13 protein-coding genes are annotated in these 12761 nt (G+C 68.3%); 3 read left to right on the top strand and 10 right to left on the bottom strand.

The features are described 5' to 3' along the window. Window positions 1-110: 110 nt before the first annotated feature. From L332_RS18545 to L332_RS18565, 6 genes are all read right to left on the bottom strand, one after another. A complete protein-coding gene (locus tag L332_RS18545; protein ID WP_231945519.1) occupies window positions 111-752 on the bottom strand; it encodes a signal peptidase II in 642 nt (213 codons plus the stop codon). A 79-nt stretch (window positions 753-831) separates the two neighbouring features. After that, window positions 832-1428 carry a cadmium resistance transporter gene (locus L332_RS18550; protein WP_021009748.1) on the bottom strand — a complete coding sequence of 199 codons (597 nt, stop codon included), beginning with the start codon at window positions 1426-1428 and terminating at the stop codon, window positions 832-834. Further along, window positions 1425-1784, bottom strand: a complete 360-nt coding sequence (gene cmtR / locus L332_RS18555) for a Cd(II)/Pb(II)-sensing metalloregulatory transcriptional regulator CmtR (protein ID WP_021009749.1) — start codon at window positions 1782-1784, stop codon at window positions 1425-1427. The genes L332_RS18550 and cmtR overlap by 4 nt, the downstream gene beginning before the upstream one ends. Window positions 1785-1989: 205 nt before the next feature. Then, window positions 1990-2160 (bottom strand): hypothetical protein, encoded by a 171-nt coding sequence (locus L332_RS30290; RefSeq protein WP_156906046.1) that lies wholly within the window; start codon window positions 2158-2160, stop codon window positions 1990-1992. Between the two features lie 489 nt (window positions 2161-2649). Further along, window positions 2650-3522, bottom strand: a complete 873-nt coding sequence (locus tag L332_RS18560; RefSeq protein ID WP_235045061.1) for an IS3 family transposase — start codon at window positions 3520-3522, stop codon at window positions 2650-2652. After that, complete coding sequence (locus tag L332_RS18565) at window positions 3519-3803, bottom strand: transposase (RefSeq protein ID WP_021009752.1); 285 nt, start codon at window positions 3801-3803, stop codon at window positions 3519-3521. Before L332_RS18565 ends, L332_RS18560 begins: the two co-directional genes overlap by 4 nt. Before the next feature lie 420 nt (window positions 3804-4223). Between L332_RS18565 and L332_RS18570 the strand changes: the two genes are divergently transcribed. After that, window positions 4224-4670, top strand: a complete 447-nt coding sequence (locus L332_RS18570; RefSeq protein ID WP_144061005.1) for a heavy metal translocating P-type ATPase — start codon at window positions 4224-4226, stop codon at window positions 4668-4670. After that, window positions 4667-6223 (top strand): apolipoprotein N-acyltransferase, encoded by a 1557-nt coding sequence (gene lnt / locus L332_RS18575; protein WP_021009754.1) that lies wholly within the window; start codon window positions 4667-4669, stop codon window positions 6221-6223. The genes L332_RS18570 and lnt overlap by 4 nt, the downstream gene beginning before the upstream one ends. A 151-nt stretch (window positions 6224-6374) precedes the next feature. Here the strand turns inward: lnt and L332_RS29285 are convergent, their stop codons facing one another. Then, a complete protein-coding gene (locus L332_RS29285) occupies window positions 6375-7793 on the bottom strand; it encodes a CPBP family intramembrane glutamic endopeptidase (protein WP_158316692.1) in 1419 nt (472 codons plus the stop codon). A 312-nt stretch (window positions 7794-8105) separates the two neighbouring features. Here L332_RS29285 and L332_RS18585 point away from each other — a divergent pair, with 312 nt between their 5' ends. Further along, complete coding sequence (locus L332_RS18585; protein ID WP_021009756.1) at window positions 8106-9056, top strand: arsenic resistance protein; 951 nt, start codon at window positions 8106-8108, stop codon at window positions 9054-9056. A gap of 28 nt (window positions 9057-9084) precedes the next feature. Here the strand turns inward: L332_RS18585 and L332_RS18590 are convergent, their stop codons facing one another. The 3 genes from L332_RS18590 to L332_RS0114785 form a co-directional block, all read right to left on the bottom strand. Then, window positions 9085-10398, bottom strand: a complete 1314-nt coding sequence (locus L332_RS18590; protein ID WP_021009757.1) for an Nramp family divalent metal transporter — start codon at window positions 10396-10398, stop codon at window positions 9085-9087. A 424-nt stretch (window positions 10399-10822) separates the two neighbouring features. Then, window positions 10823-12106 carry a mercury(II) reductase gene (gene merA, locus L332_RS18595; RefSeq protein ID WP_021064895.1) on the bottom strand — a complete coding sequence of 428 codons (1284 nt, stop codon included), beginning with the start codon at window positions 12104-12106 and terminating at the stop codon, window positions 10823-10825. Window positions 12107-12170: 64 nt separating this feature from the next. After that, window positions 12171-12761: IS3 family transposase (locus L332_RS0114785; RefSeq protein WP_041203803.1), on the bottom strand; the 591-nt coding region annotated here is incomplete at its 5' end.

Consider the following 12761-nt stretch of genomic DNA (forward strand, 5'->3'; position numbering starts at 1 on the left):
TCTCCAGCGTTCAAAGCTCCTGGAGGATGGGCCAGCGGCGTCATCGCTCTCCAGCGTTCAAAGCGGCCTCGGCTGGCGCGCTCGGCGCGGCGTCGGTGGAGTTCGTGCCGCTAGGAGGTGGACCGCGGCGCGTGCTCGGGACGCATTCGCTTGCCATTGGCCGCCAGGATCACGCACAGCGCCAAGCCAGCAAAGACGAAGACGTCTGCGACGTTTCCGATGAACCAGTCGGCATAGGCGATGAAGTCAACGACGTGGCCCCTACCCGGACCAGGGGCTCGTGTCAGGCGATCGACCACGTTCCCGAAGGCGCCACCGAGGATCAGTCCGAGTCCCACCGCCCAGGGCAGCGACGTCGTCCTCCCGATGAGCCAAGCAGCGACCGCGGAGCCGGCAATGGCTATGACCGTGATGATCGGGGTGGCGCTGGCGCCCAGCGAGAACGCCGCGCCGGGGTTGAAGGCAAGCTGAATGGCGAGCAGGTCGCCGAGCAAGGGCTGCCGCTCTCCTAGGGCGAGCGTCGCCTCCGCCCAGACCTTGGTGAGCTGATCGACCGAACCCGCGACGAGGGCCACAACGAATCCCAGCATGGCCGCTCGACGACGTGGTCGGCCGTCCCATCGCGAGGCGGTAGCGCCGGCCGCCGCCGAGGGCGCGCTCGCATCGGTGGCCTGGGTCACATCGCCATCCGCGATCAGTGCGCGCGGCAAGTCCGGGTCCGCGGCCTCTGACGGCATCTGGTCCGCATTCAATGGATGTACATCCTTCGCCGTTTCGATTGTGTGGTGCCGCACGGGTCATGCGCACCTTGGTGCAGCATCCCCGGTCGAGTCAGAGCCCGAAGGCTCCGCCGCTGACCAGGATGAAGATGCCGAGGCCGATGAGGACGAGCGGGAACAGGATGTGCTCCCAGCGCTCCAGCGCCTCCGCGATCGGTCGGCGGGTGGCAACGAACTTGGCCAAGCCCACGAGCACCGCCACCAGCACGAGGAACACGACGCAGTAGGCGATCACGGCGGCCGTGCCCACGCTAAGGAACACTGGGACGTAGACGCCGATGTTATCTCCGCCGTTGGCGAAGGTCACCGCGGCGACGGTCCACACGGCGACCTTCTTGCCTTCGATCTTCGCGTCGTCGTCGTCGTCGCCCCCGCGCCAAGCCTGCCAGGCGGCCCACAACCCCAGGCCCAGCGGGATGAGGCCGAAGTACGGGATGACCTCCGGGGGCAGGAACGCCCCGGCTCCCAGGGCCACCAGCACGGCCGCACCGAGGATGCCGATGAACCCGAGGTACTGCCCGATGAGGATGCGGGCGGTGGTGCCGCGCTCACCGGCGCCTCGGGCGAAGAACAGCGAGAGGATGATGATGTCGTCGATGTTGGTGGCGAGGAACAAGCCGATCGCTTGCAGGACCGAGGACAGGATCATGCGCCCGCACCCGTCTCGCAGCAACCGGGCACCGAGCAGGCCGGGTCGAGGCAGGGTGCGTCCTCGTTGACCGCCAGGGTGGTGTCGACCAGGGCGGTCAGTGCCCGCGACAGGTGCGGGTCGGCGATCTCATATCGCGTCTGCCGGCCCTCGGGTATGGCGACCGCAATGCCGCAGTCGCGCAGGCACGCCAGATGGTTCGACACGTTCGAGCGCGTCAACCCCAGAGCTTCGGCAAGCTCCGCGGGGTGAGCCGGCGCCTCGAGCAGCGTCAGTAGTATCCGGGATCGCGTCGGGTCGGACATGGCGCGCCCCAACCGGTTCATCACATCCACACGAGAAGCAATAATCAGCATATGCTGAACTATACAGCACTCACTGAACTGCGATCGGCACTCGCGCCGTCCGATTCGTCGTCGACATGGCGAGGGTGTCAGGCCCCGGAGTGCGCTGCGTCGGCGCCCCAAGCGCTTCGGCATCCTCCGCTCCCAAGGAGCGGATCATCCTCGGCTGCAGGCGCGAACCAGAGCGGCGCAGGTAGGCCGGGGCTCGGCAAACAGTCTAAGGGCCGCCATCGTCGAAGAGGCCGGTGCGGGCGGCGTAGCGGCCGTCGCTGACGGCGACTGCCTGCGCCCAGGACGTCGCGGTCGAGAGGCCGGTGAGCCGCGCCACGACCGGCGCCGGGAGTTCCTGCACGAGCGAGACCACCGCGCCGGTTCGGGCAGCACGCACGCGCACACCGACCGCGTTGAGGCGGTCGGTGAGGGGTCCGTAGAGATCGAGGTGCCGTGGTATTGGCCGGGGAACAGCCAGTCATCCTCACCTGCGTCGGAGAGAAGCCGCGGCGCTTCTCGAGGTCCTCTAGCCACTACCGCCAGCTCGCCTATCGCGCCGTGCAGATCGAGTGGGTCGGCACCGAGCCGGATGGCAACTCGCCCAGCTTCCCCGGTGATGTCGGTGACGCGCAGTCGCCGCAGCTGCACGACCCGAGTGCCGTAGAGCAGCACGAGCACGCCGGCGAGACGAGTCCGCGGGTCGATGGCCCGTTCGTGGAGCAGGCGTTCGAGCAGCTCCCATCGCTCCTCAACGCTCGAGCCGGTCGGCGTGAGGGTCGACTTGCGCTGCGGCGGCACCCTGAGTCGGGGGCACAGCTGGTTGCGCGCTGCCCAGCGCAGGAATGCGGAGCCTGCCCCGGTTTCGCGGACACGTTCTCTGTGTTGATCATGCCGCGGCGGGGGTGTCGGTGTGAAGGGCTTCGAACTCGGCCGGGGCAAGGTTGCCGAGCGCGCTGTGCCGTCGCGTCGGGTTGTAGAAGCCCTCGATCCATTCGAACATCGCGGACGCGAGCTGCGTCCTCGAGTCCCAGGCGGTTCGGTCGAGTAGCTCGCGCTGCATGGTCGACCAGAACGACTCGATGAGCGCGTTATCGACGCTGGAGGCGACGCGCCCCATCGACCCGAGCAGTCCGGCCTGCCGCAGCCGGTGGCCGAAGAGCCAGGACGTGTATTGCGCGCCCCTGTCCGCGTGCACGATCGTGCCGACGGGTCGGCGCTGCCATCTCGCCATCTCGAGCGCGTCGACGACGATCTCGGTCGTGATGCGGTCGGAGATCGACCAGCCGACGATGCGTCGACTGAACGCGTCGATCACCGCCGCGCAGTAGACCCAGCCATCGCGGGCTCGATGCTGCGTGATGTCGCAGAACCAGAGCCGATCCGGACGATCGGCGCGGAACTGCCGCTTGACCAAATCTTCGTGCGTGGCGGTGTCGGGCTTCCAGCCGCGCCGCTTGCGACGATGCGAGACGCCCGTGAGATCGGCGAGCCGCATCAGCCGCGCGACACGCTTGCGGGCCACGTGCACGCCCAGCCCAAGCCGCAGTTCCGCATGCACGCGCGGCGACCCGTAGGTGCCGCGCGAGCCCGCGTGGACCTGCCGGATCGTGGCCGTCAGCGCATCGTCGGCGACCTGCCGCGGCGAGGGACATCGGGAGCGCCAGCCATAGAAGCCGGACGTGGAGACCTTCAGCACCCGGCAGGCCACCGCGACGGGCACCCCGTCGGCGGCGAGCTCCTGGACCAGCCGGAACCCTATTTTGGGAGCACGTTCTCCCGGGCGAAGTACGCGCTCGCTCGCTTGAGGATCTCGTTCTCCATCTCCAGCACACGCGTCCGCCGCCGCAGCTCGACCAGCTCGCGCTTCTCTGCGCTCGTCAGCCCCTCGCTGCGGCCGGCATCGACATCGTCCCGCGCCATCCATCGCCGCAGGCACGACTCGCTGATCCCGAGGTTCCTGGCCGTGGCCGCGACCGGCTCGCCGTGCGCGACCAGATCCAAGGCTCTGCGCCGGAACTCCGGCGACTTCGGTGCAGGCATCCTGACCCCTTCCCGAGACGATCATCGCCTCAGCTCAGGTATCCGCGAAAGCGGGTCAGGCTCCATCTTCACCCTCGCCCGGTGCACCGTTCCGCACCCCGCTGGCGACAGATTCCTCACGCGGCGGGGGAACCCTCGACCATGTGCGAGCGAGACGAGGGACGATCGCGCTCTCGCACACCAGATCATCGACTTCGCGCTCCACAGACCGGCTGGCTCACCGAACAGGAGCGGCGAGCCGGGGACCCTGTAGTCCCTGATCGATGGACTGCTCAGCGCTGGGGACGCTACGCCGATGCCATAACTCGCTGGGAACACATCACGGGGCGACCCGCGCCCGCGCCAGCACTCCTGAACGACGCCGACGGCCCTCGCCCAGATCCAACTAGGTGGTCGTAATCCCACGTTCTTGTCGCACGTGTGTCGCAACCTGTCCACGAACTTGTCGTAGCGCACACTCGAAGGCATGAGCGGCGCTGGACGGCCATGATCGGTGACGGGATCAACGTCACCCCGGCACTCGCCGAAGCGACCGTGGGGATTGCGACGGGCGCGACAGGGTCAGTTGCCGCGATCGAGTCCGCGCACGTCGCCTTCACGGGCCGCGACCAGCGACTGATCCCCGCCGCCATCCGCCATGCGCGTCACGGCCGACTCATCAGGGCCGCGAACATCGTCCTCGCGTTGCTCATCGCCGTGATGCACTTCCCGCGCGCGCTCTCCCGCGTGCTCGGGTTCGGCGGTGTCGTGCTGGTCCAGGAGGTCGCGGAGGCCATCGTGATCCTCAACGGCGTGCTCGCCGCCCGGCGGCCAGCGATCCTCTCGGCATCCGTCACGCCCGCGGTCCGGACGCTCGCATCCGCGTGAGCGGCCACGATCGGGTTGCCGCCACTCTCGGCCAGGACGACCGGGCGCGTGTCCATCTCGCACGGGTACTGTTGGCGGCCGGCGGCGGGTTAGCAATAGCCGGGTCCGGGTCGCCGTACGACCTGTGGCCATTCGCCCCGGTCGGGGTCGCCCTGGCACTCCTGGCCGTCCGCGGCCGCACCCCGGGAGCCGCATTTGCGTTGGGGTTCATCACGGGCGCGACCCAGTACGCCGTCCACATCTCATGGATCACGGTCTACCTCGGACCCGCGCCGCTGCTCGGCCTCACCATCGTCATGGCGACGTGGTTCGGGCTCGGCGGCATCGCGAGCGCCTCCGTGTGGCGACTCGTCCGTGCAGCCAGGTGGCTCTCGACGGTGCTCGCCACCATCGGACTCGCCGCCGTGTGGACGACGCGCGAGCTGCTCGCATCCACCATCCCCTGGGGTGGGTTCTCCTGGGGGCGGCTCGCCTACTCCCAGGCGGACAGCCCCTTCGGACCTGTCGTCGGTTGGGCGGGGATCGCGGGCCTGACGTTCGCGATCGCCCTGCTCGGCGCCACAGCCGCAGTGACGGTGAGGTCCGCTTCCCGGGCCCACGTGACCCGCCGCGCCGTCGCACCCGTAGCCGTCGCAGCCATCTTCGCGCTCGTGCCCGCCGTCCCCGTCGAGTACGACGGGACCATCCGGGTGGGGGCTGCTCAGGGGGCGTCGGAGGCAGGACTGCTCGCCCCCTACGAGCCAGGCCAGATCATCGCCGAGCATGCAGCCGCGACCACGCTCCTCGACGGCGAGAATCTCGATCTGCTCGTCTGGCCCGAGAACGCAGGCGAACGCGAGCCGCAGACGAACCCCCAGACTATCGCGCTGCTGGAAGACCTGCAGCGGCAGTTCACGGCCCCCATCATCCTGGGAGCGGTGACGACCGAGGGCACGCGGACGTACAACTCGCTGCTGCTCTGGGATGAAGGCGTCGACGCGGTGTATCACAAGCGACACCCGGTCCCGTTTGCCGAATACCTCCCGAGCCGTGCCGTGCTCGCCCCCGTGCTGGATGCGTTCGGTTTCCTCGATCTGATCCCCCGGGACTTCTCGATCGACCCCGCCAGCGCGAACGTCTTCGATGTCGGCGGCGTCCGCGCGGGCCTGGCCATCTGCTTCGACGTCGTCGATGATGCACTCGCCCGCGAGATGGTCCTCGATCGTGGCGCGCAACTGATCCTGGTTCCGTCGAACAACGCCGACTTCGGCGAGGGCAGTGCGCAGAACGTGCAGCAGCTCGCGATCGCGCGACTGCGTGCGATGGAGAGTGGACGGTCGCTCGTCATGATCTCCACCGTCGGCACGAGCGCGATCGTGCTCGCGGACGGCAGCATCCTGCAACGCCTGCCGCAGTACGAGCCGGGCGCGATGGTCGCCACGCTACCGCTGTCCGCCACGGTCACGCCCGCCATCCGTTTCGGCCGCGGGATCGAGGTCGCCATCGCGATCGCAGCGCTGCTCACCGTGCTCGCTGGTGCTGGCGCCTCGCCCGCCCGTCGCGCATTTCGGTGAGCACCAGAGGAGGAACGTGGTGGACGCGAAGTGTGACGTCGCACCCACCCGTATCCAATGCATAGGTCGCTCGAGACACCGGTCAGCGCCGAATCTTCTCGCAGCGTGCGACGAGGCTCATCGCTGAATCCTCGGCAGCGTGCGACGCGGCTCAGCGCGTCACGACGGGTGCCGCCATTGGCGGCCGCGGCTGTGACACGAGCAAGTCGGCAGCAGGCGCCCCCGTCGTAAACCGCTGCGCCCCGCGCATGGCAAAGTGCACCGCGAGGTACGCGAGGCCGAGCGCCAGCGCGGTGATACCGAAAGAGAGCCAGTCCTCGCCGGCGACCGGCTGCGCGGATGAGAACGCTGAGACACCGGTGAGCGCGAGCGGAACCATGATGAAGACGTTGTTGGCGGTGTGCAGCACCGACGCCGCCTCGAGCCCACCCGTGCGGTAGGTGAGCATCGAGCAGGTGAAGCCGACCAGCGAGAGCTGCAGCGTCGCCGCGATCGACGGGTGCGTGTGCATCGCGCCGAACAGCAGCCCGGTCGCAAGGCCGGTCCAGACCGCGTTCCCCAGCGGTCCACGCAGCACCCATGGCCCGACCGCCGCGGCGACCAGCGCGAGCAGCGAGAGGTACCAGGTCGCTGGCTGCAGCACGATCACAGTCAGCACCGGCAGCAGCATGACGAGCGCGGGCACGTAGCGGTGGCGCAGCCAGCCGCCCATCAGCTGCGGCAGCAGCCCGCGGAATGTGAACTCCTCGCCGGTCGCCTGCAGCGGCGTGGTCAGCAACACCACCGCGACGAGGCCCCAGTTGGGATCCCACTGCCACTCGACACTCGGGTCCATCCAGAGCGAGACGCCGATGTAGATCGCGAAGATGGGGAGGATCAGCAGCGCCGAGCGGCCGACAGCGCCCCAGCGCCAGCGACCGACGACACTCGAGGCGTACCCGGCCGCGCCCTTGCCGAACGCCGCCAACGCGACGATGACGCCCGGGATCATCGCGGCCCAGGCCATGTTCACCCCGGCCATGCCCAGCGGCGAGCCGATCACCTCGGCGAGCAGGTCGGCCGTGAGCTCGGCCTCGTCGGTCGGTGCCGCGGTCGGGTCGAGCTGCAGGAAGAAGGCGACCATGCCCGGCATCAGTAGTGCGAGCGAGATGATCTGGCCCCCGAAGAAGAAGCCGATCGCGATCGCCCATGCCAGGAACCAGCGACCGACGCGCTGCTCGAGCGGCTGAAGCACCAGCGCGAAGGACTTCCCCGCCATCGGCAGCGTGGCAGCCAGCAGTGCCGGCTTCTTGGGCGGATGCATCGCAAAGCCCAGCTGCCGCGGGAAGGCGTCCCTGTATTGCGGCTGACCGTAGGGCGCCCGCCCATGGGGCGATTGGCCTTCGCCGGAGTATCCGTAACCGAGCGCTGCTGAGCCGACGGGAGCATCGCCGTAAGGCGGCTGCCGGCGGCCGCACGGCGGTTGCGTCTCAGCGGGCTGCTGGCCGTGCGGCATCCGCCGATTGGAGGAAGGCCGAGGCTGCTGCGCCTGCTGCGAGTGATCCCAGGGCTGGGCGGACTGATCGGTCACCATGCTCCTCGCGTGTGTCGCCCCGAGGCTATCGATCTCAGCCTTGAGTTCCGTGAGCGTCGACCGAGAACAGGGCACACGACTGGCACCCGAGCGATCGTGGCTCCGCTCGGCAAGCAGTTTGTCGAGTCGTCAGTGTGGGCACGAGAGGTCCTCCGCTACGAGCATTAGGTTTAGGTACGTGGGTGCCTGCTGGTCGACGCGCGGAACACGTTCGCGCACATTCGCGCGAGCCGGTGTTGTTGTAGAGGTCGCCGAGCACTCCGGCCCACTCGCCAGATGACGAGTAGCACGCCGACGTTCGCGTCATGGATGGAACGCCAGCAAGTCCTCTTCTACCTCGCCGCGATCGTCACCGGTATCGCGCTTGGCTTGCTGGCACCGGGCTCCGAGCGGCTCGCGGTCGCGATCAACCCGGCCATCGCCGCGCTGCTGTTCGTCACCTTCCTCGGGGTGCCTTTTGCGGAGATCGCGCGCGGGTTCCGCGACGTGCGATTCCTGACCGCGCTGCTGGTGCTGAACTTCGTCATCGTGCCCGTCGTGGCCGTCGGCCTTTCCCGCTTCGTGGCGCACGATGATGCGCTCCTGGTCGGCGTGCTGCTCGTGCTGCTGACCCCGTGTGTCGACTACGTGATCGTGTTCGCCGGCGCAGCCGGCGGCGCGCATGAGCGGCTGCTCGCTGCCACTCCCCTGCTGATGGTGGTGCAGCTGCTTCTCTTGCCGCTCTACCTGTTCATCATCGCGGGCCCCGTTGCGACCGAGAGCGTGGAGCCGGGACCGTTCATGGAGGCGATGGTGCTCCTCATCCTGATCCCGCTCGGCGCTGCAACGCTCACCCAGTGGGCCGCGCGGCGCGTGCGTCTCGCCGCCGCAGCCACGGCCAGCGCGCTGCACGCGATGGTGCCGCTGACGATGCTCGTGCTGCTCGTCGTCATCGCGTCGCAGACGCCGGCGATCGCCCGCGACCTAGTCCTGCTGGTTGAGCTCGTGCCGATCTACATCGCGTTCCTTGCGGTCATGGCCGCCCTCGGTGTCGGCGTCGCGCGGCTTGCACGCCTCGACGTCCCTCGTAGCAGGGCGCTCGTGTTCAGCGGTGCGACCAGGAATTCGCTTGTCGTCCTCCCACTCGCCCTCGCGCTTCCGGCAGACCTCCGGCTCGCGGCTGCCGCCATCGTGACGCAGACCCTCGTCGAACTCATCGGCATGGCCATCTACGTCAAGCTGATCCCCCGACTGCTCCCGCCGCAAGCAGCAAGGCCCTGAACCTCGGCGCACTGATCCGGTCGCACCGTCATGTGCCGGAAGCGACCAGCCAGAGCAGCATCGCGTTCAGTGCGATGAGAGCGACGGATGCCACGATCCCGGCTGCGGTCGTCACCGCGCGGTTGCGGAACTCGCCGAGCACTTCGTGTTTGGCGGTGAGGGCGACGAGCGGGATGAGCGCGAAGGGGATGCCGAACGAGAGCACGACCTGGCTCAGCACCAGCGAGAGGGTGGGGTCGACGCCGAGCGCGAGGATCACGAGCGCAGGGATGAGGGTGACGAGGCGTCGAGCGATAAGCGGAATGCGCACGTGCAACAGTCCATGCATGATCTCAGCACCGGCGTACGCCCCCACTGAGGTGCTCGCGAGGCCGCTGGCGAGCAGGCCGACTGCGAAGAGGGTCGCGACGAGAGGCCCGATTCCATCCCGTAGTGCGGCATAGGCGCCCTCGAGGGTGTCGGTGCCCGGAACGCCAGCGAGGTTGGCGGCCGCCAGCAACAGGATGCAGAGATTGACGGTGCCAGCGATCAGCATCGCGACGCTGACGTCCCAGCGCGTCGCACGCAGGAGGCGTCGGGTCGAGATGCCTCGCAGCTCCTCCAGGGGAACGTTGAAGCGCACCTGCGGCTGCGATGGAGCGAAGCGATCTCGAGCCAGGGCGCTGTGCGCGTAGATCGCGTGCGGCATGATCGTGGCACCGAGAATGGATGCCGCGAGCAGCACGGAGTCGGTGCCCTCGAACCGAGGCAGGAGGCCGGCTGCGACACCGCCCGGGTCCGGGGGCGCGACGAACACTCCGAACGAGAAGCCGATGGCGATGATCACGACCAGTCCGATGACGACGAATTCGAAGCTGCGTGCGCCTCGCCGGGACTGGACCACGAGCAACACCAGCGACACGGTTCCGGTGATCATTCCTCCCCACAGCAGCGGGATGCCGAACAGCAGATTCAGCGCGACGGCACCACCGATCACCTCGGCGATATCGGTCGCCATGGCGACCAACTCGGCCTGCAACCAGTACGCACGGCGCACATACGGATTGCGGATGCGTGCCCCGAGCATCTCCGGCAGGCTGCTGCCGGTGACGATGCCGAGCTTGGCCGAGAGGTACTGGATGAGCCACGCCATGACATTGCCGAGCACCACCACCCAGACCAGAAGATACCCGTAGCGCGCGCCGGCCGTCATATTGCTGGCCACGTTGCCGGGGTCGAGATAGGCGACTCCCGCCACCAGCGCGGGTCCCAACAGCCATGCCAGCCGGGGCGCTGATGATCTTTGCCGCGTTGTACGCGTCACGGGTTGTGCTTGTCGTTCTTCGCGCACGATTTTCGGCATACCGAAATCCTATGCTCATTCTGCGTCACGCGGAAGCAGAGGTCGCGCAGATCGAGGACATGCAGCGGATCCCTGGCCCGGCCCACCGTCGGCGCAGCCCGGTTGCTCGTTGCGCCGGCGGTACGCTTGTCGGGTGGCTCGGACTGTGCCGCGCTCGGCGCTGCAGCGCCGTTGCGTGCGGTGCCGGCCGTCGGTGCCTGTGGGGCCTGTTCATCTCGTTCCATCTCCGCTTCGAGTTGTGCGCAGATCTGGGAGAGTGGCGTCGCTAATCGGCTCGCTGCTCATCCCGCGTCGCCGCCTGTGGGTCAAGGCGGCACCAGCCGGGCTCGAACTCGCAGGGCTTGCCCGCGGCGAGGATCCCGCGCTCGAGCGAGCAGTCGACGACCTCGCACGGCGACTTGATTCAGAACCACTTGGGTAGCGTTCAGGCGCAGCAGGAGGTGGGGAGTTCGTTGCGGAAGAGGTTCGCGGTGAGGCGGATTCCTTCGGCCATGGTGAGGTACGGGGCCCAGATGTCGGCGAGTTGGGCGACGGTGAATCCGGCGGTGATGGCGTAGGTCGCGGCGAGCATCATCTCGCCGGCGGTCTCGGCGAGGGCGTGGACGCCGAGGACTCGGCCGGTGTCAGCGTCGGCGACGATCTTGATGCCGCCGCGGGTGTTGTGGTTGGTGATGGCTCGGGGCACTTCGGACAGTCGCAGGTAACGGCAGGTGCACCGGTATCCCGCGGCGAGGGCTTCGGCTTCGGTCATCCCGGCGGAGGCGAGCTGAGGTGAGGTGAACAACACCGAGGGCATCCCGGTGTAGTCGACCTGCTCGTGGCGGCCGAGCGCGTTGCGGGCTGCGATCTTCCCGGCCATCGCGGCGACGTACACGTACTGCGGCACATCGGTCACGTCGCCGGCGGCGAACACGGTCGGGTTCGTCGTCCGCTGGTCCTTGTCGACGATGATGAAGCCACGGCCGTCCCTCGCGACGCCCGCCGCAGCGAGGTCGAGCCCGTCAGTGCGTGGTGCGCGTCCGGTGGCGATGAGGATTCGTCCACCGGTGGCCGCCTTGCCGGTGCGGGTGATCGCCTGCACCAGGTCGCCGTTCCGGGTAATCGTCACGGCTCGGTCGTTGATGACGGCGATTCCCTCGGCGAGGAAGGCATTGTGGAGTTCGGAGGAGAGTTCGGGTTCGGCGTGCGGAGCGAGCCGGCCGATGATGGTGACCTCGACCCCGAGGCGGGCGAAGAGCTGCGCCTGTTCGAGGCCGACGAAGCCGCCGCCGATCACCACGAGCGAAGCGGGCAACTCGGTCAGCTCCATGGCCGTGGTCGAGGTGAGGTAGTCCACCTGCTCGAGACCGGGGATGGCCGGGGCGTGCGGTTCGGCTCCGGTGGCGACCAGATACGACCTAGCACGAACTCGTCGGCCGTCGACGAGGAGTGTTGCCGCGTCAGTGAACGTCGCGGCGCCGGACTGAATGTCGAACCCGTAGGCGGCGGCGATGTCAGCGTATTTGGTCTGGCGAAGTATGCCGATCAACTCGTCCTTCTGCTGCATGAGCGCGCTCAGGTCAACCTCGCCGGCGGATGTGGGGGTGCCTGGGAACGGGTTCGATCGGGCGGCATGTCGAGTGTGCGCGGCGGCGAGGAGTGTCTTGGAGGGCACGCAGCCGACGTTCACGCAGGTGCCACCGAGCGTTCCCGACTCGATGGCGACCACGCTCGCCCCTTCGAGTCGAGCGTGGATCGCCGCGGACTGAACCGTCCCCGGTTCTCTGCCGCTCCTATGCGGGTGCCAGCACCGGGTGTGATGGCGTTTCGAGGTCAGCGTAGTACGCGGCCTCGAACTCCTCGGGAGGGACGTCGCCGAGGGTGGAATGCAGGCGCCTGGCGTTGTACCAGTCGACCCATTCAGCGGTGACCCATTCGACGTCCTCCAGCTGCTTGAGCGGACCGGTCCGGAAGGGCGAGTCGTCGCGAATCGCTTCGGTCTTGAACAGCCCGATCGTCGACTCGGCGAGGGCATTGTCATACGCGTCGCCGATCGAGCCGATCGACGCAGCGATGCCCTCCAGGGCGAGCGTCTCGGCGAAGCTCACGGACGTGAATTGAGACCCGGCATCGCTGTGATGGACCAGTCCGTCGAGCGCCGGGCGGCCGGCTCGGTCGCGCCGCCACAGGCCCATCCGCAGCGCCGTGGTCACCAACGGCGTCGTCTTCGTGGTCGCGGCCTGCCAGCCGACGATCGCGCGTGAGAAGCAGTCGATCACGAACGACACGTACGCGAACCCGGCCCAGGTGCGCACGTAGGTGAAGTCCGCCACCCAGCGCTGGTTCGGCGCGGGCGCGGTGAAGTCCCGCTCGAGCAGATCCGG

Origin of the sequence: Agrococcus pavilionensis RW1 (genome assembly GCF_000400485.1) — a bacterium.
GTDB classification, from domain to species: domain Bacteria; phylum Actinomycetota; class Actinomycetes; order Actinomycetales; family Microbacteriaceae; genus Agrococcus; species Agrococcus pavilionensis.

Bases quoted from the DNA above. Each gene is read 5' to 3' on its own strand.
- L332_RS18550 (WP_021009748.1), bottom strand. From the start codon at position 1,428: ATGATCCTGTCCTCGGTCCTGCAAGCGATCGGCTTGTTCCTCGCCACC.
- L332_RS18565 (WP_021009752.1), bottom strand. From the start codon at position 3,803: ATGCCTGCACCGAAGTCGCCGGAGTTCCGGCGCAGAGCCTTGGATCTG.
- L332_RS18590 (WP_021009757.1), bottom strand. From the start codon at position 10,398: ATGCCGAAAATCGTGCGCGAAGAACGACAAGCACAACCCGTGACGCGT.
- L332_RS18585 (WP_021009756.1), top strand. From the start codon at position 8,106: ATGGAACGCCAGCAAGTCCTCTTCTACCTCGCCGCGATCGTCACCGGT.
- cmtR (WP_021009749.1), bottom strand. From the start codon at position 1,784: ATGCTGATTATTGCTTCTCGTGTGGATGTGATGAACCGGTTGGGGCGC.